Below are 24,931 nucleotides of genomic sequence, written 5' to 3' on the forward strand. Positions count from 1 at the left end.
TTTTCCGTAGTAGTTCAGGCTCAATCAATTGTTTCGAGCCGAGGAAATATGCGGAGGGAACCGGGTCAGATCAAACGCAGTCCGCGCGTCGATGTGCGCCATGAAGGCGTGCTGATCGACAGCGACGGCGTCGAAAGCGATGTGATCGTTACCGATATTTCCGCCGAGGGCTGTCGTCTTCGCACCGACGGGACGCCGATTATCGGTGAGCGGGTGCGACTGCGCGTGGGACGCATGGGCGATTATCCGGGGCAGATTCGCTGGGCGCTCGGTGAAGAGGCGGGCATGATTTTTACGGGGCCGGTGCAACAGCTCGGCGATTGACACAGGTGGCGTCCTGCCACCCGTACTAGGTTTCAACACGGGGATGTAAGCGTTGAGAGATGTGGGGATGATAAAGCGTGGGCCGCGCTTCGACGTGGCCTATGACTGTTCGATAATCGATGGTCATGGCCGTGAGAGCGCGGTGCGCGTCACCGATATCTCGCGCTATGGCTGCAAGATCGTGAGCGAAACGCCGCTAAAAATCGGCGAACAGGTGGTGATACGCATTGCCTCGCAGGGCGAACGGGTGGCCAAGATCCGCTGGTCCCTGGGCAACGATGCAGGCGCCGCTTTCGCCGAGCCGCTCGATCTTACTGCCTAGGCCAGCTTTTCCGCCACAATCTCTTCGAATGTCTTGCCGGTGGGGAAGCCCGCGTCGATCCAGGCGTCCTCGATAGCGCGCAGGGTTCGGGCGACGTCGGGGCCTTTTTCGACGCCGCGTTCGATGAGTTCACCGCCCTTGATGGGCAGTGTGGGGATGGTGAAGTCGCGCAGGGCCGCAATGCCCGATGCATCTTGCATCAGCGCCAAGCGGTCTTCGGCTTTCGTCCGGCCTAGCCGGTAGGCGAGCTCGCGTGGCGGCATGTCGCCGCACGTGAGCGCCGCGACCAGCCGGCTCTTGTCATCATTGGATAATTTGAGGCGCGAGGCGACGTCGCGCCCGGCGTCCGGCTCGGATGGCAGCAAGGCGGCGAGGCGGCGGATGGGCGAGGTGTCCAGATTATGCTCTCGCTCGAAGCTGGTGAGGGCTGCCAGCCCCTCTACGCCTTGCGCCGATATCTCGGGCAGCACGGGGGCGAAGATGCCCGCCTCGTTCATCGTCCGCACGGTCGGCGTTGGGTCCGCTAGGCCGAGCAGTTTCAGGATCTCGTCAGCGATCCGCTCGCGCGACAGGGCCATGAGGTCGTTGGCGCGCTGCGCGCAAGCGGCGAGACCTGCGGCATCGGGCGCACCTTCGCCAAAGCGGGCGTGGAAACGAAAGAAGCGCAGGATCCGCAGGTGGTCCTCGGCAATCCGTTCGAGCGGGTCGCCGATGAAGCGGACGATGCCACCATCGAGATCGCCAAGTCCGCCGAAATAGTCGGAAACCGCGCCTGTCAGCGGATCGGCGTAAAGCGCGTTGATCGTGAAATCGCGGCGGGCGGCATCTTCCTTCCAGTCGTCGGTATAGGCGACGGTGGCGCGGCGGCCATCCGTCTCGACATCGGCGCGCAAGGTCGTGACTTCGACGACAGTATGGTCGGAAACCGCAGTGACCGTGCCGTGATCGATACCGGTCGGCACGGCCTTGATCCCGGCAGCCTCGAGACGGCGAACCACTTCCTGCGGGTCGTGGACCGTCGCCATGTCGATATCGCTGGCGGTCTCGCCAAGCAGCGTATCCCGCACGATGCCGCCGACATAGCGCACCTGGCCATCACCCGCGCCGAGGGCGTCGAGGAGGGCGGGGATGCCGGGAAGGGCGGCGTAGCGGGTAAAGTCGAACTTCATGCCATCAGCCTTCGCGTCAGATTGACGATCATGCCCGCAGTCGCGCCCCAAATCTTGTAGCCTTCATATTCGATCCGCCAATAGCGGCGCCGCCGCCCCTTCCAGTCGACCTCTTCCTCGATCTGGCGAGCAGGATCGGTGAGTACCTCGAGCGGGGCCTCGAACACGGCCGCAACTTCCGAGGGTTGGGGGATGAGCGGCAGGTCGGGCGGCAGCAGCCCGACGACCGGCGTGACGCAGAAATCGGTGCCCGTTCGATACCGATCGAGGCGGCCGATCAGCTGGACATTGCTCGCGCGGATGCCGAGTTCTTCTTTAGCTTCGCGCAGGGCCGCCGCATCTTCGTCGGCGTCGGTCGCGTCGATGCGTCCTCCGGGAAACGCGACCTGCCCTGCGTGGTTGCGCATGTCGCCGCTGCGTACCGTCAGCAGCAACGTGGGCTCTGGGCGGTCGATGACGGGGACCAGGACTGCGGCTGGAATGGTCTCGCCCATTTCGTGCGCATCCATGTCGTCGCCGCCAAGGCGATCGGGCAGATCGCGGCGCAGCGCCGCGTCGAGACGATCAGCCAGGCTCATTCGGTGGGGAAGGCGAAGAAGGCGCCGTTCGACCACAGTCCGGGCGGGTCGCCGCCTTCCTGCAAGGCAAGCTCGGCCAATTCGTAATAGACCGGCCGTTCCAACGCCGCTTCCAAGCCGCCGCGCACGCGCAGGCGCGGCACCGTACCATCGAGATCGGCGGCAAAGGTGAGGGGATGGTCGGGGCCTGCGATCACCGGATCGGCATGGTCGATCTGGAAGGCGAGGCTGCGATCCTTGCCGCTGCCTTCGCTTTTGACCGCAAGCGCGCGAAACGGCGTCCGCTCGACCTCGATCGAGAGTTTCTCGACCGGGGTAACGAGGACGTAGCTGCCATCCTTTTCCCGGCGGAGCACGCTCGCGAACAGGCGGACCATCGCCGGGCGGCCAATCGGGCTACCCTGGTGGAACCATGTGCCATCGGCCGCGATGCGCATTTCGCTGTCGCCGCAATGCTCGGGATCCCATTGGTCGACCGGCGCAGCGCCGCGATCACCGATCGCCTCCGCCAGGTCGGCCAGCGTGAAATTGTCGAGATCGAGTGGTTTGTGCGTCTCAGGCATGGCGCTTCTCTAGAACAGCGCGGTGGCCAGATAAAGCTGGCGCTTTTTCCGTTCGCTTGGCAGGAGCCGTGGCGATGAAGCGCACCGCCTTGGTCACCGGCGCCCGCCACCGCGTGGGCGAGACGATATGCAAGGCCCTCCTCACCGAGGGCTGGCGCGTCTTTGCGCATGTCCGAAGCGAAGACGATGCGGTGGTTGACGGGGCAGTTGCGGTGGCGTGCGATCTTGAAGAGGCCGCTGCCGGCGTAGCGATTTTCGACCAGATCGACGAACCGGTCGGCCTGCTGGTCAACAACGCAGCCTTGTTCGAAAAAGATAGTCTGCGAGACATCGATGCCGAGGCGTTCGATCGGCAGATGCGGGTGAACTTGCGCGCGCCCGCTTTGCTGACGCAAGCTTTTGCCGGCCGCCACATCGGCGGCGATGCGCTCATTGTGAATATCCTCGACAATCGCCTTGCAGCGGAAAATCCCGACTTCCTGAGCTATGCCCTGTCGAAAGAAGGGCTGAGCGGCCTGACCAAAATTGCGGCACGCGCGCTTGCGGTGCAGGGCATCAGGGTCAACGGGATCGCCCCATCCGTGATGCTGCCGTCGGGCGAGCAGAGCCAGCAAGAATTCGAACGGACGCATGCACTCAACCCGCTTGGACGCGGTGTCGAGCCCGAAGACCTCGTCGACGCCTTGCTGTGGCTGGTGGAAGCCGACAAGGTAACCGGACAGACCGTTTGGCTGGACAGCGGGCAGCGGTTCCTCGCCCTTCCGCGCGACGTACAATTCCTGGAGTCTCAATGAGCGATCTAAGCGACGACCTTCCGCGGCTGCCGATACGCAGTCGCAAGATCAGCCTCGTGAACCTGGAGGTCATGGCGGATATCGGCTTTCACGAGCATGAGGTCGGCAAGCCGCAGCGGCTGCTGATCAGCGTCGACATCTGGCTCGATGATGCCACCGATCCGGTGGTCGACGAACGCGAAGCGGCGTGGGACTATGATTTCATCCGGAGCGAGATATTGCGCATCGCCACGGCGCGGCGCTTCAACTTGCAGGAAACGTTAGTACGCGAGATTTTTGACCGAATCGGGTCGGTCGTCGGCGTCAACGCATTGACCGTGCGGTCGCGCAAACCCGACATTTATGCGGATGCCGAAGCGGTCGGAATCGAGTTTTCTTCGTTCGAATAAGGCGTTGAAACCATGCGCGTAACGACATGGTGTCCGCATCGTTCGCCATTCGACCAAAGGCCGTATTGTGTCGACGAGGGAACAATTGCCCTTGCCGCGCCATTTTCAGGAATGTAGGGACACGCGCTGTTGCCGGATGATACTCTGTCGCACGGCAATGCGAATCAGGATGGCAGACGGAAGCTGTTTCTTCTGTTATTCTGGTACGTGCCCCCGTTGAAACCGAGGAGAGTTGCGACTCAATGTCCTACGTCGACCGCAAACAAATGACCGGCAATCGACCCTTGGCTATCGCCTTGGTCGCGATTGTCATGGGCGTCCTTGGCTATGTCATGGTATCTGGCCTCGCTTACAGCGTGGTCAAGAGCGCGGTGGAAGATCTGAAAACGTTTGACGTCGAAGATGAACCGCCGCCCCCGCCTGAAGAGCCGCCGCCCCCGCCCGAACCCACGCAGGTTGAAGTCCCGCCGCCGGTGGTGACCCCGCCGCCGATCGTTCGGACCACCACAGTACGGCCGCCGATCGTGACCACCAACGTCGCTCCGCCGACGCCGGTGATCACTCCGACGGCTCCGCCGGCGCCGCCGGCTCCCCCGGCCCCGCCGCCTCCGCGGATCGAACCGGCTGCTGCGCGCGGTGACGTGCGCACCCTGTTCTCGACCGAAGACTATCCCAGCCGCGCCCTGCGCAATGGCGATGAAGGTTCGGTCCGGGCTCGCTTGACGATCGGTACGAATGGCCGCGTCAGCAATTGCGAGATTATCCAGTCGTCGGGTTCGAGCGCGCTGGACAGTCAGACCTGCCGTATCCTGCAGCGCCGCGCGCGCTTCACTGCGGCGACGGATTCGAGTGGTAACAAGGTGACCGACACCTATACGACCCCGACGATCCGCTGGGTCATTCCGGAATAAAACGAACCGTTTCGACGAACATCATTTAGGAAGCACATTCTATGTCCAACATCCTTTACATGCTCCTCGCCGCCGCACCGGCAGCTGAAGAAAACCCCTACGGCATCAAAGCCGCGCTGGAAGAAGGCGGCCCGATCGCATGGGCGACCTTCGGCATCCTCGTCGGCATGTCGATCTTCACCTTCTACATCCTGTTCACCAAGCTCCTGCAGCAGAACAAGATCATGGCGCAGGCCAACAAGGTGCGCGCCAACTTCTGGAACGCCGGCAGCCTCAAGGAAGCCGCCACGAAGCTGGAAAAGAAGAGCGCCTATCGCGCGATCACCGAAGACGCCGTCCTCGCCATGGACCAGCACGGCAAGCTGACCGATCCGGTCGAGCAGCATGACTGGCTGCATGGTTCGCTCGAACGTTCGAAGAATGCCATCGGCAACCGTCTCCAGGAAGGCCTCGCCTTCCTCGCCACGACAGGTGCGACCGCGCCGTTCATCGGCCTGTTCGGTACCGTTGTCGGCATCTACCGCGCGCTCATCAAGATCGGCGCGTCGGGCCAGGCCTCGATCGATGCCGTTGCCGGCCCGGTCGGTGAAGCCCTGATCATGACCGCGCTCGGTCTGGTCGTCGCCGTTCCGGCGGTTATGGCCTTCAACTGGCTGCAGCGTCGCAACAAGGCCATCATGGAAGATCTCTCGGCCTTCACGACCGACCTTCATGGTTACATGATGAGCGATGGCCGCGTGAAGCCGGCGCTTGGTGCGCCTGCCAAGACCGCGACTGCCAAGCCGGCCACGACCGCGCCGGGTGCCGCTGCGGCAACCCGCAACGCGCCGAAGCCCAGCTAAGGCCTTTCGTGCGATCCGGGCGTGCCCGATCATGGGCGCTCCCGGATCGAACGACGCTGACATCAAGTTAAGGAAGCAGCCATATGGCTATCAGTAGTGCAGCACTAGACGGCGACGAAGAAACTCCGATGTCGGACATCAACACGACGCCCCTCGTGGACGTCATGCTGGTGCTCCTGATCATCTTCCTCATCGCCATCCCTGTCGTGCTCGAAACGGTCCCGGTGCGCCTGCCAGAAGTGCAGTACGAACCGACCATTACCAAGCCTGAAAACGTGAACCTTTCGGTCCGCGGTAGTGACGGTGGCGGGTGCGAGGTCTATTGGGGTCTGACCCAGGTCAATTCGGAAGAATTGCTCGACCGCGCCGTGAGCAAGCTGGAAGAAGCGATCGAAGCCGCTGGCGGTGTCGAAAACATCACCGAGGAAAATATGCCCGAAGCGCATATCCGCGGCGACATCGATACGCCGTACAAATGCATTGGCGGCGCCATCTTCACGATGCAGCGCGCCGGTTTTGCCCGCGTCGGCTTCATCAGCGAGCCGCCTGCCGGTACCACGGTCGCGCGCCGCTAAAGGAAAGGACAAGCAACCATGGCTATTTCTTCTGGGGGTAGTGATGAAGATCCGATGATGGACATCAACACGACGCCGTTGATCGACGTCATGCTGGTGCTCCTCATCATGTTCATCATCACCATCCCCGTGCAAACGCACGCGGTGAAGCTGGACCTGCCGCAGGACAGCGGTGACAACACGCCGCCGCCGGTCGATCCTGTGAAGAACAAGATCGTCGTGACCTCGCAGGACGCCATCCTGTGGAACGGCAGCCCGGTGAACCTGGTGCAGCTGCGCCAGTATCTCGACGTGTCGCAGCAACTGGTGCCGACGCCCGAACTTCACCTCCAGCCGGAGCCGAACGCGCGCTACGAAACGGTGGACGAAGTCCTGGCTGTCACCAAGCGTGCCCAGGTCGAAAAGATGGGATTTGTCGGCAACGAAGCCTACGGATCGGAGTTCTAAGCGAACCTACAATGCTGCGTCGTCAGATGGCGTCGCGCACAATAAAGGGCGGCCTTCGCGGGCCGCCCTTTTTCGTTGGGCTAGCAATATGCCACCATATGGTATAACGTATCATTCTAAGTGTCGAATTGGCGTTGGAGCATGGTTGGCAGGAGAGATGAAATGGTGACAAGCAGGCAATCAATTGGGGAAGGCGCGACCGAGCTACCGATGAGCGACCTCAACACAACCCCGCTGATCGACGTCATGCTGGTGCTTCTGATCATGTTCATCATCACCATTCCGATCCAAACGCATAAGGTGGCGCTCGACCTTCCGGCGGGACCACCGCCGGTTGCCGACTTGGAACCGCTTCGCAATGCATTGCTGCTGGATGCAGACGGGCAGGCTTATTGGAACGCCAAATCGGTCAGTGACGACGAACTACGGACATTGCTCGAACTGACGCCGCAACTGGCCCCCGATGCCGAGTTGCATTTCCGCCCCGATGCCGAGGCGCGTTATGCACGCGTCGACGAGGTCATGGCGATGATACGCCGTGCCGGTGTCGACAAGCTCGGCTTCGTCGGCAACGAAAAGTACGAGTCCGAATTCTAATTACAGTCTACCGTGTGCGAGCGGACGTCTCGGGATTCTCATCACACTTGCGCCCGGGACGCGCGCCCGCAAGGCGGTAGACGAGGCCGCTCGGGGCGTATTCGAGGGTCACGGTGCCGCCGGTTTCGCCTTCCACGCCCCGGACAAAAATGTTGCTGCCGAACCCTGAAGTGGTCGGTGCTTCCACCTTGGGGCCGCCCGTCTCGCGCCATTCGAAATCGAACGTGTCGCCATCCCGGCTCCAGCGGATGGACACGCGGCCCTTGGCGTTGGAAAAAGCGCCATATTTATGCGCGTTGGTTCCCAACTCGTGAATGGCGAGGGCCATCATCATGCCTACCGATGCCGACAGCTCGATAGGTTCGCCTTCAACCTCGTAGCGGGCGGGGTCGGCACCGCAGCCGTCGAGTGCATCCTTGACCAACTGGTCAAGATGGCCCTGGTCTACGTCATGCCCGGCAAGAAGGCGATTGGCCCGGCCGAGCTGTTCGAGACGCGCCCCCAGCGATGCCAGGCGATCGTCGATGTCGGGTATGCCCCGCAAGCTTTGGTGCGCAATGGCATTGGCGATCGAGAGAAGATTGCGCGTGCGATGCTGGAGCTCGCCAACGAGCAATTGCTGGCGCCGCTGATGGTTGTCGCGTTCGATCACGCGGCCGATCTGGGCGCCGAAGATGCGCGCCAGCTCGAAAAGCTGCGGATCGGGTTGAGAAGGTTGGAGGCTGAGAAATTCGATGACCGCGGCGGTGCGATCATCGGCCTTGACCGGAAAAGCGAATGCGGCGCGAAAGCCAAGCCCGCGCCGCAGGAATTCCTCGTCTTCGTCGGTATCGCTGACGAATTGCGGCAACGAAGTCGCGAGAGCCTTTCCGGGGGCGCCGACGCCGTAGGGGAAATCGAAGCCCTCGCTTTGTTCTACGAACTCCGCATGAGTCTCGACATCGCCCGCCCAGACATGGCTTTCGAGGCCTTGCCCGTCAGGCGTGACGAGATAGCTATGCCCGAGTTCCCAGCCGGTGAGATCGACGACGGCTTCGAGCGCCATGCGTGTGAACTCGTCGACCGAAGTGCCGGTTGATGCTTGCAGCGCTACGTCGAGCAGGCGGCGTGTCTGGGCGAGTTGCCGTTCGCGGTCGCGATCGCGCTCGACGCGCACGGTGATGTCGCGCAGGAACCCGATATATGCCCATTCGACCCCATCGGAGATCCGCGTGATGGAAAGTTCGCAGGGAAATTCATGCCCGTCCTGATGGATGGCAGACAGTTCGAGTAACTTGTCGAGAACGTGGGGGTCGCCGCCCTCGTTGACGCGGGCCAAACCGTCGCGATGCGCATCGCGCATCGCGGGCGGTACAATCAGATCTCCGAGCATTTGGCCGATGGCGTCATCGGGCTCGTGGCCAAAGGTAAGCGTCGCCGCGCGGTTCCATGCAGAGATGCGGCCGTCAGGCTGCATTACCACGACCGCATCGAGCATCGTATCGAGCCAAGGCTCAAACTGTTCAATCACGCTCACCGATCAAGCCGTAAGTGCAGGATCGAAGAGAGTCCATTGCGGAATCGCAACGCAACCAGCGCGCAAAAAACAGCAGCTTCGTGAGGACTATCCGAAAGTGAAAGCGTAGGCCTCTACGCCCGGATCGAAAAATTCGATACGGAATTGGCGGATCTGCTCGCCATTCTGGTGGCGCACCAGCTGGTAGAGACGGTGACTATCGATGGTGACCGTGCCATCGGGCGCCACATCTACACCGGCGTCCTTGCCCGGGGGCTTGCCGTCCAGCGTCACGCGGGCGCGTATGGGCTGGCCGGCGCGGCTTCCCAGCACGAGGTTCACATCGCGGGCGCGAATATTCATCGCGATGGCCCCGCCCGGCGTTTCGCTGCGACTATGTTCGCGGGTCATCGTCCAAGTGCCCGAAAGCGCCCATTGGTTGCGTTCAAGCGTAGCAGGCGCGGTGAAACGCGTAGCGGTGCCGCGCGTCACACCTTGCGGGCTCACGAAGTTTTCGGTGCGTCCCCAACCCAGATAGGTTTCGGGCGAATAAACGTTGGCAAAATCGGCCTGGACGCGGTTGCCGGTTAGGTCGGGACCATCGCTGTCGGCGATGATACCCGCAGCGCCCGCTTCGGCGAGTAGCGCGCGGATGGCGCTTTCGGTGATCTCGTACTTGCCTTCGCCGAAATGGTGATAGCGCAGCCGGCCCTGCGCATCGCGCAGGTAATGCGCGGGCCAGTAGCGATTTTCGAAGGCGCGCCAGACATTCTTGTCGTTGTCGACCAGCACCGGATAGGTGATGCCATAGTCGGCGATCGCCTGCTCGACGTTGCCGATGTCCTTTTCGAAAGCGAATTCGGGGCTGTGGACACCGATGATCACGAGCCCGTCGTCGGCATATTTTTCGTGCCAATCCTGCACGAAAGGGACCGCGCGGATGCAGTTGATGCAGCTGTAGGTCCAGAAGTCGATCAGCACGACCTTGCCCTCGAGATCGGGGGCTTTCCCATTGAGCCAACGCGTGCCGCCGTCGAGGCCGGGCCAGGGCCCCTCGTCGGGCAGCATGCCTCCTGCGGTTTTGGTCGTGAGGTCGCGATTGTCGAGCCCTAGCGCGTTGGCGAGGCCCTGCTCGAAGCTGGCGGTCTGCGGGCCAGAGATGCGGGCGAGAACGCGGGTGTCGAACCCGGTCGCGATCGCAGCGACACCGACAAGGATGAGCACGCCGAGGAAACGCTTCACGTTCTGCCCGCCCGACATCGAACGCTTCATCGCGTTGAAAACCTTGCCGCCCGCCAGGAGCGCGATGGCAAGGCTGGTGGCCGCGCCCAGCCCGTAGGCAAGCAACAGCAAAGCAGTGGTGGCACTGGCACCCGACAGCGCGGCACCGGTAAGGATGAGGCCCAGGATCGGGCCCGCGCAGGGCGCCCAGAGGAGCCCGGTAGCCACGCCGAGCAGCAACGAGGAGCCAAGACCCTCCTTGCCCTCCGCGCGCTGCGCGAGCTTGTCGCCGAGCCGCGCGAAGGGGGCCATGACGCGGTCCGACACGCTGGGAAAGATCAGCAGCATCGCGAAAAAGGCAAGCATCACCATGGCCACGATGCGCCCCACGCTGTTGACGGTAATGGCGAGCTCGCCGCCAGCCGCGGCAAGACCTGCTATCAGGCTGAAGGTAATCGCCATTCCCGCCAGCAGCGGCAGGCCGTTGGTCAGGAACGGGCGGTCGGCGCGCGCGAAGACGAAGGGCAATACCGGCAGGATGCAGGGGCTGAGGATGGTGAGCACACCGCCCAGATAGGCGAGCAGGAACAGCAGCATGTTTCGGGGTTAGGCGGGCTTGAACGCGAGCGACAGGCCGTTGATGCAGTGGCGCTTGCCGGTTGGCTGCGGCCCGTCATCGAAGACATGGCCGAGATGCCCACCGCAACGGGCGCAATGTTCTTCGGTGCGCACCATGAAGAGCGAGGTATCGCGGGCATAGCCGACGGCGCCTGCAAGTTCGCGGTAGAAGCTCGGCCAGCCGGTCCGGCTGTCATATTTGGTGAGCGAGGAGAACAGCGGGTTTTCGCAGCCCGCGCAGACATATGTACCGAAACGCTTCTCATTGTTTAGCGGGCTAGAATAAGGACGCTCGGTCCCAGCCTTGCGCAGGATGCGAAATCGTTCGGGGCCGAGTTGCCTTTTCCAGTGAGTTGCGCTCTTGGTCACGCGGAATGATCCCTTGGCGTGAGGGTTGGCGAACGCCGGCGCGGCCAGCCCGGCCGCGATGGCGGCGATGGCGCTTCCGGCAAAGGTTCGGCGACTGAGCATGTGCGTCTATTCTCCCAAGGTGCGTAAGCCGCGCTAAGCGCCGCTCATCCACTACTTCGTTGGAAACAGGGAGTAAGTTACGCGCCCATGCCGTCGAATTGAAGGCTGGCCAAACGGCTGTAGAGACCGCCTGCGGCCTGCAGATCGCTGTGCGTGCCGCTTTCGACGATGCGTCCGCCATCCATCACGATGATGCGATCGGCGGCACGCACCGTGGCGAGGCGGTGTGCGATCACGATGGTGGTGCGTTGGCCCATGAGCGCGTCGAGCGCGGCCTGCACCTTGGCTTCGCTTTCGGCATCGAGCGCGCTGGTAGCCTCATCGAGGAGAAGCAAGGGGGCGTCCTTGCGCAGCAGCGCGCGCGCAATCGCGAGACGCTGGCGTTGGCCACCTGATAGGCGCGCGCCGCCTTCGCCAAGGAAGGTATCGAGACCTTCAGGAAGCGCGCGAAGGAAGTCTTCGGCATGAGCGGCGCGGGCGGCTTCCCAAATTTCCTCCTCGCTTGCATCCCAGCGGCCGTAGCGCAGATTGTCGCGCGCGCTGGCAGCGAAGATCATGACTTCCTGCGGGACCATCGCCATGTGGCGGCGCAGGTCTTCGGGATCGGCCTTCTTGACGTCGACGCCGTCCAAAAGCACGCGGCCCGCCTGCGGATCGTAAAATCGCTGGGCGAGCTGGAACAACGTGGTCTTGCCCGCCCCCGAAGGGCCCACGACCGCGAGCAATTCGTTGGGCCGTACTTCCAGGTTGAAGTCGGCAAGCGCGGTGTCGGTCAGGCGCGTCGGGTAGGAAAAAGTGACGTCTTCGAAAACGAGGCGTCCTTCACCCGGGGTGGGCAGCGGGATCGGCTTGTTGGGTGCGGTGATATCGGGCCGTTCTGCCATCAGCTGGGCGAGGCGCTGTGATGCGCCGGCGCCGCGCAGCAGCTCGCCATAAACTTCGCTCAGGGCGCCGAATGCGCCGGCGACCAGCCCGCCCACAAGGACGAAGGCGGTGATGGTACCGCCGCTGATCGCTCCTTCGGCAGCCTGGTGCGCGCCCGACCAGATGATGCCCGTGATCGCTGCGAACATGGCGGCAATCAGGAAAGCGGTCAGCAGCGCGCGCAGGAAGATACGCCGCTTGGCGACCTTGAACACGGTCTCGGTCGCATCGGAGAAGCGGGCAGCCTCGCGATCCTGCTGCCCGAAGGCGAGGACGATCTTCATCGCGCCGAGTACTTCGGAAGTGATGGTCGAAACGTCGGCGATGCGATCCTGGCTGTCGACCGATACCGCGCGCACGCGCCGGCCGATCACCGTCATTGGCACGATAATGACCGGAATGCCGAGCAGGATCAGCACGGCGAGCGAAGGCGCCAGCAGAAACATCATGATTGTCCCGCCGATGGCGATGACGACGTTGCGCAGGGCGACCGACAACGAGGTGCCGACCACCTGCTGGATGACCGTGGTGTCGACCGTGATGCGGCTGGTGATCTCGGCCGGGCGGTTTTCCTCGAAATAGCCTGGCGAAAGGCGCAGCAGGTTGCGATGCACGGCAAGGCGTATGTCGGCGACGACGCGCTCGCCCAGCCAGCTGACGAAGTAGAAGCGCAGCGAGGTAGCGATGGCCATGATGATGACCAGCAGCATCAGATACTGAAACCAGCGGTCGATATCGCCGTCACCGGCAAAACCGCGGTCGATGATGAGCTTGAAAGCGTAAGGAACGCCCAGCGTCGCCGCCGCGGCGATAAACAGGAACAGCGCGGCTGCAGCAAGATGGCCGGGATATTTGGCGACCCGCGAAAATACCATCGCAAGGTTGGATAGGCTGCGTTTGGGCGGGGGATCGGCTTTCATCGTGACGGACGCCTAGCAGTGTGACGCGCGGGCCTCAATCGCTGTCTCGCGCCTTGTCGCAATGCAACAAGGGGGTTGCGATGCGCGTTGACCGAGCGCACGGTGCAGATAACTTCCCATTCATCCCGAGGATTTGATTACGTCCATGCTTTACGACGCGTACGAAGTACAAAAGAGCTTTTTAACGAGCGCCAGCAAGCTTGCCGGCCTTGGCGCCGGTTGGATGTCCAACCCCGCCAACCCGCTTTCCTATCTCGGCATGGGGCCCGTCGTTGCGGCGGGCCTCGATGTTTTTGCCCATGCCAGCGCCCCGCGCGGCAAGCCCGAATTCGGCATTCACGAGACGGTCGTTGCCGGCAAGACGATCGCGGTCGACGAAGATATCGCGATCAGGAAGCCGTTTGGCGACCTGCTGCATTTCCGCAAGAAATCGAAGGTAAAGCAGGAAAAATTGCTGATCGTCGCGCCGATGAGCGGGCACTTCGCGACGCTATTGCGCGGCACGGTCGAGCGCATGCTGCCCGGCCACGATGTCTACATTACCGATTGGCACGATGCGAAGAACGTGCCGCTGTCGGAGGGGCATTTCGACCTCGATTCCTATGTCGATTACCTGATCGAATTTTGCGATCATATCGCGACCGAAACGGGTGACCGTCCGCACGTGCTGGCGGTGTGCCAGCCGTCGGTACCGGCCTATGCCGCCACCGCGCTGATGAACGCCGATGGCAATCCGGGCAAACCCAAGACGCTGACCATGATGGGCGGACCGATCGACACGCGCGAGGCACCGACCGCGGTCAACACGCTCGCGACCCAGCGCCCGCACGCCTGGTTCCAGCAGAATGTCATCGCGACGGTGCCCTATCTCTACGCGGGCGCCGGACGGAAGGTTTATCCCGGTTTTCTCCAGCTGACCGGCTTCATGACGATGAACCTTGGCAGCCACATGATGAGCCATTGGGAGATGTTCAAACATCTCGTCGAAGGCGATGATGAAAGCGCCAAGAAGACGCAGGAATTCTACGAGGAATATCGCTCGGTCGCGGATATGACCGCCGAATTCTACCTCCAGACGATCGACGCCGTGTTCCAGCGGCACCTGATGCCCAAGGGCGAATATACGCACCAGGGCGAACTGGTCGATCCGCACGAAATCAAGGACACTGCGCTGCTGGCCATCGAGGGCGAACGCGACGATATTTCGGGCCTCGGCCAGACCAAGGCGGCGCTAACGCTCGCCGACAAGCTGCCCGAGTCCAAAAAGCAATATTACATGGCCGAAGGTGTCGGCCATTACGGCATCTTCAACGGCGGCAAATGGCGCACGATGATCGCCCCCGTCGTCGAGGAGTTCATTGCCAAGCACAGCTGAGCACGCGTCTCGATAGGGCTTCGGGTAACCGCGGGAGAATGTGCGCATGCTGCGATTGGTCTTAGGCACGATGGCGCTGATGGTCTCGTCGACCGGCCACGCGGTGCAGCCGCTGCAACCGGCCAGCAAGTGGCAAGTCGATTTCGGCCAAACAGGTTGCGTCGCGCTGCGCAAATATGGCGGCGAAACTGACGGCGCCCATCTGGTTCTCAAGCGCTACGCAATCGGTGATCGCTACGAACTTGCCTTGATCGAGGACGGCGAGGTTGCCGAGCCGCTGTCGGGCGAAGGGGTCATCAGCGCAGGCGGTACGCAGACTTCGGTGCCCGCCATTCGTTATGGTGACGCCGATGCGGGCCGGACGGTAACGACATGGTATGGCGACGGCCTAGCCGCACTAGGTGCAGCCGAGCAAGTCGATCTGCGGTTCGGTCAAATCGTCCATTCACTCGCGCTAACCCAGACGGCCAAGGTCGTCGAAGCGCTCGAGCAATGCCAGGCGATGCTGGGCGACTATTACAACATGGACGGTGCGGTGACACCGGCGGAAGGCTCGGTCGACGTGCTGCGCGACGATGACTGGCCGCTACTTGCCGCCGATCGCGATAGCGAGAGTGTATTCCGTGCGCTGCTGCTGCTCGATGAAGAGGGCAAGGTTGCCGATTGTTCGCTGCTCAGTTTCGCCGGGGACGCGCTGTTCGTCGCGCGAAGCTGCGGGCTGATCCGTGAGCGCGCAACTTTCAAGCCGGCGACCGGTGCCGATGGTCAGCCCATTCGCTCTGCCTACGTCACCCCAGTGGTTGCTTGGCGCATTGGCAAGGACGTGTCGAACGTGCGCATGAAGGAATTCCTCCGCCGCGATGCCGTCAACGAGGGCCGCAACCGCGGGCCGGGCGATAGCGAAGGTGTGCTGATGCGACCGCCGGGGGAAGGGCGCGTCGGACAGCGGCCCAACTAAAGCTTGGCCTCGTCGCGGCTGGGTTCGAGCCTTGCCATCACCCGGGCGATAAAGCGCCGGGCCTTGATGATCAGCCAGAAGGTCAGCGCGACGATCAGGCCGGCAACGATGGCGGCAGCGACCGGGTTGAGGATGGCGAGTGCGAGCAGGCCTCCGGTCGCCACGTCTTCGGCCGTGCTGACCACGACATTGCTGACGGGTTCGGGGCTTGCGTTGACGAGCGTGCGCGCGCTGGCCTTGCCGGTGTGCGCCATGAACGCCGCGCCGCCGCCCAGCAGGAAGGCGGCGATCTGGAAGGCCGGATCTCCCGCGTCGATAATGGCAAGACTCAGCAGCGCGCCGCCCAGCGGTCGCAGTAGCGAATGGATCGTGTCCCAGACGCTGTCGACCCAGGCCACTTTGTCGGCAAAGAACTCCGCAAAGGTCCCGATGCCCGCGATGGTCAGCACCCACGGATTGGCTAGCGCATCGAGCATCTGCAATTGTTCGGGTAGCGGGACCCAGCCGAATTTCATCCCCAGACCGGTGATGAAGGTGACGAGGTACAGCCGCCAACCGGCAAGCAAGCTGGTCGAAGCGGCGAGCGCGACAAGTTCGACGGCGTCCATGCCCCGCAGCTTTGCCCAAGTGCCGGGCGCTGGCAAGCAGGCAAAAATTCGCCTCAAACCCCAGCGATCTGGCGTTTCCCAAAAGAACGGGTTATGACTTTGAGATCACGAGGACGGGAGACCCACGTAATGAACGAGCTTCGAGATTATCTTTCGCCCGTTGCCCGCTTGATGCTCTCGCTGGTGTTCATTTTTTCCGGCATTCGCAAGATTCAGCTTTATTCCGGCACGGCGCTGTACATGGAACGTTATGGCGTGCCCGAACTGTTCCTGCCGTTGGTCATTCTCACCGAGATCGGCGGCGGCTTGCTGCTCACGATTGGCTATAAGGCACGCATCGCGGCGTTCCTGCTGGCCGGCTTTTCGCTGCTGTCGGGCATCATCTTCCACCTGGCCTATTCGTGGGAGCTGGAAGGTAGCGCCGCGGCGATCGAGATGGGCCAGTTCTGGAAAAACGTCGCTATCGCCGGCGGCTGCCTGCTGATCGTGTCGAACGGGGCCGGGCATCTTTCGATCGACCGCATGAAGCGGCGTCAGCAGGAAGAAGCGATCGAAAACGGAGAACTCGTCTAGGGCTTGCGTCCGGAATGATCCCGCGCCAGCATCGTCGGCGAAAGGGGTTCTTTTCATGTACAAGCTTTTCCTAGCCGCCGTTTCGATTGCAGCGATCGCTGCGCCCGCCCAGGCCGATACCATCCTGGCCGGCAACCTGATTGCCGACGCGTCCGAAGGCGCGTTGGGTCCGGCGACTATCGTCACCGATGGCGATCGCATCGTTTCGGTCACCGCAGGGCTGCAAACACCCGATCCGGCCAATGGCGACGTCCATGACCTTACAGGCAAAACGGTAATGGCCGGGCTGATCGACATGCACGTCCACATCACCGGCGATCCTTCGGGCGAATATTGGCGCGCCGCGACGACGCCGGACGAATGGGGCGTCATCGTCGGTGTGAAGAACGCCGCGATCACGGTGAAATCGGGGTTCACGACGGTGCGCGACTTGGGGCCACGGGGGCCGCAGAGCGCTTACGTGCTGCGCCGAGGAATTGCCGAGGGCTATGTGGTCGGCCCGCGCATCATCGCGTCGGGACCGAGTATCGCGATCGTTGGCGGGCATGGCGACGTTAACGGGTTCCGGCCCGAGGTGAACGAGTTGCTCGACGACGGTTTCAATTGCACCGGGCCGACCGAGTGCGCCGAGAAGGTGCGGCTGGCGAGCCAGAACGGCGCCGACGTCATAAAGATCACCGCGACGGGCGGGGTGCTCTCGCAGCAGGGACGCGGGCTCGAAGCGCACTTCACCGATGCGGAGATGAAATCGATCGCCGACACCGCGCATTCGCTCGGCATCAAGGTGGCGGCGCATGCACATGGTGCGCGCGGGATCGAAGCGGCGGCGCGCGCGGGCATCGATACGATCGATCACGGCACCTATGCCGATGACGCCGCGCTGCGCGCGATGAAGGCCAATGGCAGCTATTTCGTGCCGACGCTGGCGGCATTCGAAGGTGTGCGCCAGGGCATGGCGCAGGGCCGCTACACGCCCGTGGTGAACGCCAAGATCCGCGAAGTGATGAGCCAGGTTGGCAAGCCCATCCGGCCCGCGATCGACATGGGCGTCAAGATCGCTTTCGGTACCGATGCCGGCGTTTTCCCGCACGGGCAGAACGCGATGGAATTCAAGCTGCTGGTCGATGCCGGCATGACACCCGGCCAGGCGCTCGAAAGCGCGACGCTGGTCGCGGCAGAGGCGCTCGGAATGCAGAACGAGATCGGCCGCGTCGCCGAAGGCATGAGCGCCGACATCATCGCCTTCGACGGCGACCCCTATGCGGACGTGACCGTGCTGGAGAGCGTCGACTGGGTGATGGCGCGCGGGAGTGTGGTGGAGTAGTTAGTCGTCCAACTCGAGCTCACCTGACGCTACCAACTGAGCAACGATGTATTGATTGAGCGCGTCGATGAGTTCGTCGGCGCGAACCTTTGACGCGTACTTAGTTTGTAAGTCACCCGGCGCATCGAAAATAAAAATTAAATCCCCAACATTGGGGCTGTAGACTGGGCTTCGACCGTTGAATGGGCAGTTGTCAAAAGCCGGATCAATTCTTTCTTCAATTGTCACAGGCTTGGTCGGTAGCCGCCCTCTGACCCGCCATACCGGTTCTACCGTAAACTCGGTCTGGCGGGTGTGATAATTGAACGGATTGGCTCTAGTCACTCGACCAAGATAGACCTGAAAGGACTTGGATAGCGCCGCCTCTTCGGCCCGCAAGTTACGCATGATCTCATGAAACGTCCGATAGGAATCGAAGCGTTTATCCGCAGCTTCATCGGTCATGCCGGGAATACGCATTAGATCTGGTGATGTGTCGCATGCCAAACTTGATGCAGGGACCATCGATAACAACATCGCGAAGACAGCTTTCCTCATATTCGCAGCATAACCGATTACTTGGGCATTGCGAGGAGCATTGCGACGAAGCAATTCAGCCGCGCTGACTGGATTGCTTGTCCCCGGCTTTCGCCGGAGTCACAATGACGCGTTGAGCAGCGGGGGGCAGGGCGGCCTGCCCCCGTCAGTCCTGTCTCGCCAGTTGGCGAGCAGGCTGGCCGCTTTTCGCCTCTCTCGACATTAGGTCGGCGGCGCGTATAGCGCCGGCGCCCTAATGCTCGGGCCTACAAGACTTCAAACAGACCCGCCGCACCCATGCCGCCGCCCACGCACATCGTGACGACGACGTACTTTGCGCCGCGGCGCTTGCCTTCAATGAGGGCGTGGCCAGTCATGCGGGCGCCGCTCATGCCGTAAGGGTGGCCGATCGAGATCGAGCCGCCATTGACGTTGAGGATGTCGTGCGGAATGCCGAGCTGCTCGGCGCTGTAGAGCACCTGGACGGCGAAGGCCTCGTTGAGCTCCCACAGGCCGACATCCTCGACCTTGAGATTGAAGCGGCTGAGCAGCGCTTTCACCGCGGGGACGGGCCCGATGCCCATCTCGTCGGGCTCGGTGCCCGCGACCGCCATGCCGATGTAACGGCCGAGCGGAGTGAGCCCGCGCTTCTCAGCTTCCTTTTCTTCCATCAGGATCGAGGCCGAGCTGCCATCGGATAGCTGGCTGGCGTTACCCGCGGTGATATGCGTATCGGGGCCGAGCACCGGGTTGAGGCTGTTGAGACCTTCGAGCGTGGTTTCGGGGCGGTTGCCCTCGTCCTTCTCGACGGTCACTTCGCGGGTCGAGATTTCGCCCGTTTCCTTGTCCTTTACGCCCATCGTTACGGTGACCGGGACGATCTCGTCATCGAACTTGCCGGCTTCCTGCGCGGCGGCGGTGCGCTGCTGCGACTGCAACGCATATTCGTCCTGCGCCTCGCGGCCGATGCCGTAGCGCTGCGCGACCGTCTCCGCGGTCTGCAGCATCGGCATGTAGACGTCCTTGTGCATCGCTATCAGCGAGGGATCCATGGCGACGCGCATTTCGGGCGTCTGCACCATCGAGATCGAGTCCTGCCCGCCCGCGGCGACGACCTGCATATTGTCCGTGATGATCTGCTTGGCAGCCGTCGCGATGGCCATCAGGCCCGAGGAGCACTGGCGATCGATCGTCATGCCCGAAACGGTGACCGGCGCGCCGGCCTTCAGCGCAACGAGGCGACCGATATTGCCGAACTGCGTGCCCTGGGTGAGGACGGCGCCCCACACAACATCGTCGATCTCGCCGCCGTCGATCTTCGCGCGCTCGATGGCAGGAGCGAGGCTGTAGGCGCCAAGCGTCGGCCCGTGCGTCATGTTGAAGGCGCCCTTGTAGGCGCGGCCAATCGGGGTGCGGGCGGTCGAAACGATGACGGCTGAGCGGGACATTGGGGTTTCTCCTTAAGTGATGATGAGGCCGAGCCAGTCGGCCAGCAATGCGGGTTTGTCTTCGCCGTCGATTTCCACCGTGACTGCAAAGGTCATCAAATATTGGCCGGGCGATTTTTCGGTCATGTCTTTCAGAACGAAGCGGCCGCGTACACGTTTCCCCGACTTGACGGGAGCGAGGAAGCGGACGCGGTCGAGGCCGTAATTGACGGCCATCTTCGTGGTTTCGGGCACCAGCATGACATCAGCGCCCATACGCGACAATAGCGACAGCGAGAGAAAGCCGTGCGCGATGGTACCGCCAAACGGTGTCTGCACAGCGAGCGCCGGATCGGTGTGAATGAACTGCCGGTCCTCGGTCGCCTCGGCGAAGGCATCGATGCGGTCCTGCGTAACCTCGATCCAGTCGGACGCGCCGATCTCGGTGCCGATGGCTTCGCGGATGGACTCAAGGGAGGCGACGGGCATGGCCAGCCGTTTACACTTACGTAAACGTCAAGGCAAGAGGAGCGTCCGATAATCCGACTGCTCGACTGTTCGGTACGATCATTGGCCAGGTCGAGCAGAAACCTCTGCTGATCGCGGCGCTAGCCGTTGTTGCTCGACGGGTTCGCCAAGGCCGCCTTGAGATCGGCCGGGTAGGGCATGATCATCTGGCCGTCGGGCGCGGCGGTGAAGGTGGTTTGCGTGGGATAGGCGAACTCGATCTTCTCCTCGTCGAACAGTTCGACGATACGGATCAGGACCTGGCTCTGGATCCCGACGATCTCGTTCCAATCCTGGCTGGTGTGATCGTAGACCATCTCGAAATTGATCGAGCTGTCGCCGAAGCCGGTGCACACCACGCGCACGACCTCGATATCTTCATAGGGGTCGGTGGCCTGCGTGACGATCGCTTTCATGCGCGCCAGTTTTTCGGGCGGCGTCTGGTAGATCACCCCGAACGGGATGGTCATGCGGCGCGCCTCGGCGAGCGCGATATTGTTGACTTCCTGGTCGAGCAGCTTGGTGTTGTTCATCACCACCTGCTCACCCGTGACCGAGCGCAGACGCGTGGTTTTGAGACCGATTTTTTCGACGGTGCCGGTGGTGGTGCCGTACCTAATGACATCGCCCTTGCGGAAAGGCCGGTCGAATACGATCGCGAGCGCCGCGAACAGGTCCGAGAAGATACCCTGCGCGGCAAGGCCGATGGCGATGCCGCCAATCCCGAGACCTGCGATCAGCGTCGTCACGTCGACGCCCAGATTGTCCAGGATGATGATAAACGCGATCGCGAAGGCGACGACATTGACCAGCACGCGGATGATCGACAGCGCGTTTCCGAGCGTGGAGTCGCGGTCGTCTTCTTCCTGCGCGGCCTTGGACTTGATCACGCCGAGGATCAGCTCGCGTGCCCAGATCGCGCCTTGCAGCGCCAGCACGATGATGAAGGCGGTGTGGAGGATGTCCTCGAGATTTTCGGGGATATCGGTATGCGCGCCGACTTGGTGGAAAGCCGTAACGATCATGAAGGCGAGCGTCGTCTTTGCAAAGACGCCCGAGATGATGCCCTTCCAGCTGGTACGGTCCTTGGTCCGGCGACGATAGGAGCGACCGAGCCAACGGATGATGAGCATGAGCCCGACAAAGCCCAAGGCAACCGCCGAACCGACCAGCAGGCCTTCCCAGTTGTCACCGAGCCATTCGTAGGTCGAAGTCACGGGAGCCTCTACCATCTCGACCGTGTCTTCGATCAGTTCTTCATCCTGGGCGATAATGTCGCCCGCTTCTTCCAGAATGCCGGGATTGCTCATGGGAGGCTGTGTGGGGGCTCGCTCCAGCGAATGCAACCGCTAGCGGCGGCGAACGAGGTCGGTAAGGCGGCGCTTGGGCGGTTTGCCGTCGGGATCGATCAGATGGAGTAGGTCGGTTTCCGGGCGCGACAGGCGGCGGCCGCGGCGTTTGGGAAATTCGATATCGCCAAACGGATCGAGCGGCTTGTCCTTGACTGCATCGATGATGGCGGGGTGCACATAGCTCGACCGCGTCACCGCCGGGGTGTTACCCAAATGCTCGGCAACGGGCTCGATGATGCTCTTGAGCGTTAGCTTCTCGCCCGTCTTTAACTGATCGTGGACCTGGCGCATCGCCATCGCGCTGGCGCCCCAGGTGCGGAATGTCTTGGCGGTAAAGTCGCCGCCGCCCAACTCGCGCAGATAGTCGTTGACGTCGTTGCTATCGATCGCACGGATCGAGCCATCCTCGGCCTCATACTGGAACAAGCGTTCGCCCGGCAGGTCGCGCGCCCCGCCGATAATGCGCACCAGCGAAGGATCGGTGATGGTCACGTTGCGCTCGGTGCCATGCTTGCCGACAAAGTTGACTTTCAAGCGCGTCTTGAGCCGTTGCACATGGCGTTCGCGCAAGGTTGTCGCCCCAAAGCTTTTGTTGGTACGCGCATATTGGTCGTTGCCGACCCGAAGATGTGCACGATCCAGCAGGCGCAGCGCAGCGGCCAGCACCGTTTCGCGCGTCAGTTTGCGGCGGCGTAGTTGCTTGTCGAGCTTGCGGCGTATCTTTGGCAGCGCGCGGCCGAAATCCGCCAACGCGGCGAATTTCTCTTCTTCGGCAGCTTCGCGATAAGCATCGTGATAGCGGTATTGCTTGCGACCCTTGTCATCGATACCGGTCGCCTGGACATGGCCGTTTTCATCGGCGCAGAACCAGACATCGCTGTAGGCCGGCGGCATGGCGAGCGCATTTAGCCGCTCGATCACGTTCGGATCGTCGATCTTGGTCCCCTCGCAGTCGTGATAACTCCAGCCCTTGCCGCGGCGGATACGAGTATATCCTGGCTCGGCGTCGCTGGAGTGCCGTAATTTGGGCACGGCCTGTCATCCTTTCCGGGAGCGTCAAGCCTCGAAGTGCGTTGTTGGTTCCGGACGAGCAGCAATGAATGTGGAGCAGGAAAATGCAAAATCTCGAAGGAAAAAAGGTCCTGATCATGGCCACAAGCGGCTTTGAGGAAAGCGAACTCACCGGACCGCGCAAGCAACTGGGCGACGCTGGCGCGCTGGTGCATATCGCCGCGCCGACGATGAACGAAATCCAGGCGACGAAAAGTGACGAATGGACGATCAAGGTCCAGCCCGACCTTACCGTGGGCAATGTGACGGTCGCTGACTATGACGCCCTCATCCTGCCGGGCGGCGTCATCAATCCCGACCAGCTTCGGACCAATGCCGAGGCCGTCGAAGTGGTGCGCAAGTTCGACGCCGCTGGAAAACCCGTGGCGGCAATCTGTCACGGACCGTGGATGCTGGTCGAAGCCGATGTCCTGCGCGGACGCAAGGCGACAAGCTGGCCGTCGATTCGCACCGATCTTCGCAACGCGGGCGCCGAAGTGGTGGACGAGCCAGCATGTGTCGACGGAAACCTGATTACCAGCCGCAACCCCGACGACGTCGACGCTTTCAGCGAGGCGATTGCCGACGCAATGTGCCTCGAACACGCCTGACCCTTACTAACCGGACCTTTACCAACTGCCGCTAACTAGGGCGGCATGAGTAAGGGACGCTATGATTCGCTGGTCGATCTGGCCGCCGGTGCCTTGATGGCCGGCGCGGTCGGCTATTGTCTGTTCACCGGCTGGACGCCGGGACAATGGGAGACGTCCGGGGGCGGGGCTCTACTGGCGTTTGCCGGTACGTTTGGCGCCATGCGCAAGGTTTCGCCCGCGCCCGCGCCCGTCGAGGCGGAGGCCATCGACGATGTAGTGCCAGAGGCCCTCGATTTTGCGCCCGAAGGCACTGATGAGGCGGACGGTTCTACCGAAGACTGCGCAGCGCCGCAGGCACGGCAGGTCGAATCCGCCGACGATGGAGAAGCTGCGGTCGATGATGATGCCGTTGAGGCCGTTGCGAACGACGATGCCGATCTCGTCCTCGACGACATCGTTGCCGAGCTTGAGCCGCAATCGCGGGTGGTGCGCCTGTTTGCACCCGAACTGCATGAAGACGATCCGGCCGCATTGAAGGCGCGGGTCGATCGCCACCTTGCCGGTGAAGAATCGCTTGAGGAAGATCGCCAACTGCTAGCGACCAAGCCCGCCTATCCCGACGAAGACATGGCGGCGACGAACCGGCTGGCGGCGGCCCTGGACCGCGTGCGCCAGCGGCTCGACTGAGTTTCTCTAGGCGTCGACGAGGGTCAGCGCTTCCAACTTCACCTCGATACTGCCGTCGCTGCAGGTGAGCGGCGGGGCGGCGAGCGCGATATCGGCGACGATATGACCGCGCAGCACGAATTCGGCTTCCTCGAGGCCATCGAGCAGGCGTGATGCGATGGCATCGGCCTGCGGGCCCAGAATACGCAGGCACAATTGGTGCCGCTCGCCGATGAAGGTGAGCGCCTTTTCGCCCGACTGGTTGCGGCGGCTGACCTCGTCGAACGACAGCCAGCTGTCGATCATCACGGTGGAGGGTGACTCGATGGCGCCTACGCTTGCCAGCGGCGATGGCATCTACGTGCTTCGCATCGACGGGGCTTTGGTGGTGAAACGCGTGGCGCTGCATCCGATGGGGCGCAAGGTCACGGTGCAATCGGACAATCCGGCATATGCCGATTGGCCCGACATGGCGCTTGCCGATATCGACCCGATCGGGCGGGTCATCTGGTCGGGCCGCCGGGTCAGCTAGCCCACGCAATCGCGGTAAGCGGGTCGTTAATCCTGTTTGGCGGCGCGATCGTAATATGAGACCGATAAATGCCCATGGTCATGGACGATATCTGGATTTCCGGGCGCGCGGCGCTCAACGATGCTTCCGAATTGATGGACGAGCATGGCAGCAACGCCACCACCGTCGCGGCGCACCGGGCGCGCGACAGTCGCTCCAAGGACAATATCGTTCGCTACTGCCACTGGCGCCAGATCGAGCGCGTCATCGAGCGGCTCGAATGCCACGAACGGCGCGGCGCACTGCACTAG

The 24,931-nt window shown here is 62.4% G+C and carries 31 protein-coding genes; 17 read left to right on the forward strand and 14 right to left on the reverse strand.

Annotated elements, in window-relative coordinates; all coding sequences use genetic code 11:
* The first annotated feature begins 48 nt into the window (after window positions 1–48).
* Both NUX07_RS04915 and NUX07_RS04920 read left to right on the forward strand, forming a co-directional pair.
* Complete coding sequence (locus tag NUX07_RS04915) at window positions 49–324, forward strand: PilZ domain-containing protein (protein ID WP_265529285.1); 276 nt, start codon at window positions 49–51, stop codon at window positions 322–324.
* A gap of 67 nt (window positions 325–391) precedes the next feature.
* Window positions 392–646, forward strand: coding sequence for a PilZ domain-containing protein (locus tag NUX07_RS04920; protein ID WP_265529286.1), 255 nt, complete (start codon window positions 392–394; stop codon window positions 644–646).
* On the opposite strand, the gene NUX07_RS04925 is transcribed toward NUX07_RS04920, so the two are convergent.
* From NUX07_RS04925 to NUX07_RS04935, 3 genes are read right to left on the reverse strand one after another with little or no spacing between them, the layout of a single operon-like run.
* Window positions 643–1,815, reverse strand: coding sequence for a CCA tRNA nucleotidyltransferase (locus NUX07_RS04925; RefSeq protein ID WP_265529288.1), 1,173 nt, complete (start codon window positions 1,813–1,815; stop codon window positions 643–645). The genes NUX07_RS04920 and NUX07_RS04925 overlap by 4 nt on opposite strands.
* On the reverse strand, window positions 1,812–2,393 hold the full coding sequence (locus tag NUX07_RS04930; RefSeq protein ID WP_265529289.1) for a CoA pyrophosphatase: 582 nt from the start codon (window positions 2,391–2,393) through the stop codon (window positions 1,812–1,814). The genes NUX07_RS04925 and NUX07_RS04930 overlap by 4 nt, the downstream gene beginning before the upstream one ends.
* Window positions 2,390–2,956, reverse strand: coding sequence for a DUF1285 domain-containing protein (locus NUX07_RS04935; protein ID WP_265529291.1), 567 nt, complete (start codon window positions 2,954–2,956; stop codon window positions 2,390–2,392). The genes NUX07_RS04930 and NUX07_RS04935 overlap by 4 nt, the downstream gene beginning before the upstream one ends.
* Before the next feature lie 74 nt (window positions 2,957–3,030).
* On the opposite strand from NUX07_RS04935, the gene NUX07_RS04940 reads away from it, so the two are divergent.
* The 7 genes from NUX07_RS04940 (at window position 3,031) to NUX07_RS04970 (ending at window position 7,511) form a co-directional block, all read left to right on the forward strand.
* Complete coding sequence (locus tag NUX07_RS04940; RefSeq protein WP_265529293.1) at window positions 3,031–3,750, forward strand: SDR family oxidoreductase; 720 nt, start codon at window positions 3,031–3,033, stop codon at window positions 3,748–3,750.
* Window positions 3,747–4,139: a dihydroneopterin aldolase gene (locus tag NUX07_RS04945; RefSeq protein ID WP_265529295.1), complete on the forward strand. Its 393-nt coding sequence runs from the start codon at window positions 3,747–3,749 to the stop codon at window positions 4,137–4,139. The genes NUX07_RS04940 and NUX07_RS04945 overlap by 4 nt, the downstream gene beginning before the upstream one ends.
* Before the next feature lie 266 nt (window positions 4,140–4,405).
* Window positions 4,406–5,050: an energy transducer TonB gene (locus NUX07_RS04950; protein ID WP_322597189.1), complete on the forward strand. Its 645-nt coding sequence runs from the start codon at window positions 4,406–4,408 to the stop codon at window positions 5,048–5,050.
* A 59-nt stretch (window positions 5,051–5,109) separates the two neighbouring features.
* Window positions 5,110–5,892 carry a MotA/TolQ/ExbB proton channel family protein gene (locus NUX07_RS04955; protein ID WP_407696161.1) on the forward strand — a complete coding sequence of 261 codons (783 nt, stop codon included), beginning with the start codon at window positions 5,110–5,112 and terminating at the stop codon, window positions 5,890–5,892.
* Between the two features lie 83 nt (window positions 5,893–5,975).
* Complete coding sequence (locus NUX07_RS04960; RefSeq protein WP_265529299.1) at window positions 5,976–6,467, forward strand: ExbD/TolR family protein; 492 nt, start codon at window positions 5,976–5,978, stop codon at window positions 6,465–6,467.
* Window positions 6,468–6,485: 18 nt separating this feature from the next.
* Window positions 6,486–6,914 carry an ExbD/TolR family protein gene (locus NUX07_RS04965; protein ID WP_265529301.1) on the forward strand — a complete coding sequence of 143 codons (429 nt, stop codon included), beginning with the start codon at window positions 6,486–6,488 and terminating at the stop codon, window positions 6,912–6,914.
* 210 nt (window positions 6,915–7,124) lie between these two features.
* Complete coding sequence (locus tag NUX07_RS04970; protein WP_265529303.1) at window positions 7,125–7,511, forward strand: ExbD/TolR family protein; 387 nt, start codon at window positions 7,125–7,127, stop codon at window positions 7,509–7,511.
* Between the two features lie 7 nt (window positions 7,512–7,518).
* Here NUX07_RS04970 and NUX07_RS04975 read toward each other — a convergent pair whose 3' ends face one another.
* From NUX07_RS04975 to NUX07_RS04990, 4 genes are all read right to left on the reverse strand, one after another.
* Window positions 7,519–9,021 (reverse strand): sensor histidine kinase, encoded by a 1,503-nt coding sequence (locus tag NUX07_RS04975; RefSeq protein WP_265529305.1) that lies wholly within the window; start codon window positions 9,019–9,021, stop codon window positions 7,519–7,521.
* A gap of 93 nt (window positions 9,022–9,114) precedes the next feature.
* Window positions 9,115–10,824 (reverse strand): cytochrome c biogenesis protein DipZ, encoded by a 1,710-nt coding sequence (locus NUX07_RS04980; protein WP_265529307.1) that lies wholly within the window; start codon window positions 10,822–10,824, stop codon window positions 9,115–9,117.
* Between the two features lie 9 nt (window positions 10,825–10,833).
* Window positions 10,834–11,316: a peptide-methionine (R)-S-oxide reductase MsrB gene (gene msrB / locus NUX07_RS04985; protein ID WP_265529308.1), complete on the reverse strand. Its 483-nt coding sequence runs from the start codon at window positions 11,314–11,316 to the stop codon at window positions 10,834–10,836.
* Window positions 11,317–11,393: 77 nt separating this feature from the next.
* Window positions 11,394–13,160, reverse strand: a complete 1,767-nt coding sequence (locus NUX07_RS04990) for an ABC transporter transmembrane domain-containing protein (RefSeq protein WP_265529309.1) — start codon at window positions 13,158–13,160, stop codon at window positions 11,394–11,396.
* A gap of 145 nt (window positions 13,161–13,305) precedes the next feature.
* On the opposite strand from NUX07_RS04990, the gene NUX07_RS04995 reads away from it, so the two are divergent.
* Window positions 13,306–14,535, forward strand: a complete 1,230-nt coding sequence (locus NUX07_RS04995; protein ID WP_265529310.1) for a polyhydroxyalkanoate depolymerase — start codon at window positions 13,306–13,308, stop codon at window positions 14,533–14,535.
* A gap of 46 nt (window positions 14,536–14,581) precedes the next feature.
* Window positions 14,582–15,493, forward strand: a complete 912-nt coding sequence (locus NUX07_RS05000) for a hypothetical protein (RefSeq protein WP_265529311.1) — start codon at window positions 14,582–14,584, stop codon at window positions 15,491–15,493.
* On the opposite strand, the gene NUX07_RS05005 is transcribed toward NUX07_RS05000, so the two are convergent.
* Window positions 15,490–16,101, reverse strand: a complete 612-nt coding sequence (locus NUX07_RS05005; protein WP_265529312.1) for a DUF4126 domain-containing protein — start codon at window positions 16,099–16,101, stop codon at window positions 15,490–15,492. The two genes, NUX07_RS05000 and NUX07_RS05005, sit on opposite strands and share 4 nt — an antisense overlap.
* Before the next feature lie 129 nt (window positions 16,102–16,230).
* Here NUX07_RS05005 and NUX07_RS05010 point away from each other — a divergent pair, with 129 nt between their 5' ends.
* A complete protein-coding gene (locus tag NUX07_RS05010; protein ID WP_265529314.1) occupies window positions 16,231–16,674 on the forward strand; it encodes a DoxX family protein in 444 nt (147 codons plus the stop codon).
* 55 nt (window positions 16,675–16,729) lie between these two features.
* On the forward strand, window positions 16,730–17,998 hold the full coding sequence (locus tag NUX07_RS05015) for a metal-dependent hydrolase family protein (protein WP_265529315.1): 1,269 nt from the start codon (window positions 16,730–16,732) through the stop codon (window positions 17,996–17,998).
* Here NUX07_RS05015 and NUX07_RS05020 read toward each other — a convergent pair whose 3' ends face one another.
* From NUX07_RS05020 to NUX07_RS05040, 5 genes are all read right to left on the reverse strand, one after another.
* Window positions 17,999–18,442 (reverse strand): hypothetical protein, encoded by a 444-nt coding sequence (locus NUX07_RS05020; RefSeq protein WP_265529317.1) that lies wholly within the window; start codon window positions 18,440–18,442, stop codon window positions 17,999–18,001.
* Between the two features lie 338 nt (window positions 18,443–18,780).
* A complete protein-coding gene (locus NUX07_RS05025) occupies window positions 18,781–19,962 on the reverse strand; it encodes an acetyl-CoA C-acyltransferase (protein WP_265529319.1) in 1,182 nt (393 codons plus the stop codon).
* A 12-nt stretch (window positions 19,963–19,974) separates the two neighbouring features.
* Window positions 19,975–20,430, reverse strand: coding sequence for a MaoC family dehydratase (locus NUX07_RS05030; protein ID WP_265529320.1), 456 nt, complete (start codon window positions 20,428–20,430; stop codon window positions 19,975–19,977).
* Window positions 20,431–20,549: 119 nt separating this feature from the next.
* Entirely contained in the window at window positions 20,550–21,758 is a 1,209-nt protein-coding gene (locus tag NUX07_RS05035; protein ID WP_265529322.1) for a mechanosensitive ion channel family protein, read from the reverse strand.
* A 39-nt stretch (window positions 21,759–21,797) separates the two neighbouring features.
* Entirely contained in the window at window positions 21,798–22,832 is a 1,035-nt protein-coding gene (locus NUX07_RS05040; protein WP_265529323.1) for a DNA topoisomerase IB, read from the reverse strand.
* Window positions 22,833–22,915: 83 nt separating this feature from the next.
* Between NUX07_RS05040 and NUX07_RS05045 the strand changes: the two genes are divergently transcribed.
* Together NUX07_RS05045 and NUX07_RS05050 are read left to right on the forward strand one after the other, a co-directional pair.
* Window positions 22,916–23,461 carry a type 1 glutamine amidotransferase domain-containing protein gene (locus NUX07_RS05045; protein ID WP_265529324.1) on the forward strand — a complete coding sequence of 182 codons (546 nt, stop codon included), beginning with the start codon at window positions 22,916–22,918 and terminating at the stop codon, window positions 23,459–23,461.
* 45 nt (window positions 23,462–23,506) lie between these two features.
* Complete coding sequence (locus NUX07_RS05050) at window positions 23,507–24,130, forward strand: hypothetical protein (RefSeq protein ID WP_265529326.1); 624 nt, start codon at window positions 23,507–23,509, stop codon at window positions 24,128–24,130.
* 6 nt (window positions 24,131–24,136) lie between these two features.
* Here the strand turns inward: NUX07_RS05050 and NUX07_RS05055 are convergent, their stop codons facing one another.
* Window positions 24,137–24,415: a hypothetical protein gene (locus tag NUX07_RS05055; protein WP_265530807.1), complete on the reverse strand. Its 279-nt coding sequence runs from the start codon at window positions 24,413–24,415 to the stop codon at window positions 24,137–24,139.
* A gap of 19 nt (window positions 24,416–24,434) precedes the next feature.
* On the opposite strand from NUX07_RS05055, the gene NUX07_RS05060 reads away from it, so the two are divergent.
* The gene (locus NUX07_RS05060; protein ID WP_407696143.1) at window positions 24,435–24,641 is read left to right on the forward strand and encodes a S24 family peptidase; all 207 of its coding nucleotides are present in this window, start codon (window positions 24,435–24,437) and stop codon (window positions 24,639–24,641) included.
* A gap of 80 nt (window positions 24,642–24,721) precedes the next feature.
* Window positions 24,722–24,931, forward strand: a complete 210-nt coding sequence (locus NUX07_RS05065; protein WP_265529329.1) for a hypothetical protein — start codon at window positions 24,722–24,724, stop codon at window positions 24,929–24,931.

It is taken from the genome of Sphingomicrobium marinum (assembly GCF_026157105.1).
GTDB classification, from domain to species: Bacteria; Pseudomonadota; Alphaproteobacteria; order Sphingomonadales; family Sphingomonadaceae; genus Sphingomicrobium; species Sphingomicrobium marinum.

Bases quoted from the DNA above. Each gene is read 5' to 3' on its own strand.
- NUX07_RS04915 (WP_265529285.1), top strand. From the start codon at position 49: ATGCGGAGGGAACCGGGTCAGATCAAACGCAGTCCGCGCGTCGATGTG.
- NUX07_RS04920 (WP_265529286.1), top strand. From the start codon at position 392: ATGATAAAGCGTGGGCCGCGCTTCGACGTGGCCTATGACTGTTCGATA.
- NUX07_RS04925 (WP_265529288.1), bottom strand. From the start codon at position 1,815: ATGAAGTTCGACTTTACCCGCTACGCCGCCCTTCCCGGCATCCCCGCC.
- NUX07_RS04930 (WP_265529289.1), bottom strand. From the start codon at position 2,393: ATGAGCCTGGCTGATCGTCTCGACGCGGCGCTGCGCCGCGATCTGCCC.
- NUX07_RS04935 (WP_265529291.1), bottom strand. From the start codon at position 2,956: ATGCCTGAGACGCACAAACCACTCGATCTCGACAATTTCACGCTGGCC.
- NUX07_RS04940 (WP_265529293.1), top strand. From the start codon at position 3,031: ATGAAGCGCACCGCCTTGGTCACCGGCGCCCGCCACCGCGTGGGCGAG.
- NUX07_RS04945 (WP_265529295.1), top strand. From the start codon at position 3,747: ATGAGCGATCTAAGCGACGACCTTCCGCGGCTGCCGATACGCAGTCGC.
- NUX07_RS04950 (WP_322597189.1), top strand. From the start codon at position 4,406: ATGACCGGCAATCGACCCTTGGCTATCGCCTTGGTCGCGATTGTCATG.
- NUX07_RS04955 (WP_407696161.1), top strand. From the start codon at position 5,110: ATGCTCCTCGCCGCCGCACCGGCAGCTGAAGAAAACCCCTACGGCATC.
- NUX07_RS04960 (WP_265529299.1), top strand. From the start codon at position 5,976: ATGGCTATCAGTAGTGCAGCACTAGACGGCGACGAAGAAACTCCGATG.
- NUX07_RS04965 (WP_265529301.1), top strand. From the start codon at position 6,486: ATGGCTATTTCTTCTGGGGGTAGTGATGAAGATCCGATGATGGACATC.
- NUX07_RS04970 (WP_265529303.1), top strand. From the start codon at position 7,125: ATGAGCGACCTCAACACAACCCCGCTGATCGACGTCATGCTGGTGCTT.
- NUX07_RS04980 (WP_265529307.1), bottom strand. From the start codon at position 10,824: ATGCTGCTGTTCCTGCTCGCCTATCTGGGCGGTGTGCTCACCATCCTC.
- msrB (WP_265529308.1), bottom strand. From the start codon at position 11,316: ATGCTCAGTCGCCGAACCTTTGCCGGAAGCGCCATCGCCGCCATCGCG.
- NUX07_RS04990 (WP_265529309.1), bottom strand. From the start codon at position 13,160: ATGAAAGCCGATCCCCCGCCCAAACGCAGCCTATCCAACCTTGCGATG.
- NUX07_RS04995 (WP_265529310.1), top strand. From the start codon at position 13,306: ATGCTTTACGACGCGTACGAAGTACAAAAGAGCTTTTTAACGAGCGCC.
- NUX07_RS05000 (WP_265529311.1), top strand. From the start codon at position 14,582: ATGCTGCGATTGGTCTTAGGCACGATGGCGCTGATGGTCTCGTCGACC.
- NUX07_RS05005 (WP_265529312.1), bottom strand. From the start codon at position 16,101: ATGGACGCCGTCGAACTTGTCGCGCTCGCCGCTTCGACCAGCTTGCTT.
- NUX07_RS05010 (WP_265529314.1), top strand. From the start codon at position 16,231: ATGAACGAGCTTCGAGATTATCTTTCGCCCGTTGCCCGCTTGATGCTC.
- NUX07_RS05015 (WP_265529315.1), top strand. From the start codon at position 16,730: ATGTACAAGCTTTTCCTAGCCGCCGTTTCGATTGCAGCGATCGCTGCG.
- NUX07_RS05020 (WP_265529317.1), bottom strand. From the start codon at position 18,442: ATGACCGATGAAGCTGCGGATAAACGCTTCGATTCCTATCGGACGTTT.
- NUX07_RS05025 (WP_265529319.1), bottom strand. From the start codon at position 19,962: ATGTCCCGCTCAGCCGTCATCGTTTCGACCGCCCGCACCCCGATTGGC.
- NUX07_RS05030 (WP_265529320.1), bottom strand. From the start codon at position 20,430: ATGCCCGTCGCCTCCCTTGAGTCCATCCGCGAAGCCATCGGCACCGAG.
- NUX07_RS05035 (WP_265529322.1), bottom strand. From the start codon at position 21,758: ATGAGCAATCCCGGCATTCTGGAAGAAGCGGGCGACATTATCGCCCAG.
- NUX07_RS05045 (WP_265529324.1), top strand. From the start codon at position 22,916: ATGCAAAATCTCGAAGGAAAAAAGGTCCTGATCATGGCCACAAGCGGC.
- NUX07_RS05050 (WP_265529326.1), top strand. From the start codon at position 23,507: ATGAGTAAGGGACGCTATGATTCGCTGGTCGATCTGGCCGCCGGTGCC.
- NUX07_RS05055 (WP_265530807.1), bottom strand. From the start codon at position 24,415: ATGATCGACAGCTGGCTGTCGTTCGACGAGGTCAGCCGCCGCAACCAG.
- NUX07_RS05060 (WP_407696143.1), top strand. From the start codon at position 24,435: ATGGCGCCTACGCTTGCCAGCGGCGATGGCATCTACGTGCTTCGCATC.
- NUX07_RS05065 (WP_265529329.1), top strand. From the start codon at position 24,722: ATGGACGATATCTGGATTTCCGGGCGCGCGGCGCTCAACGATGCTTCC.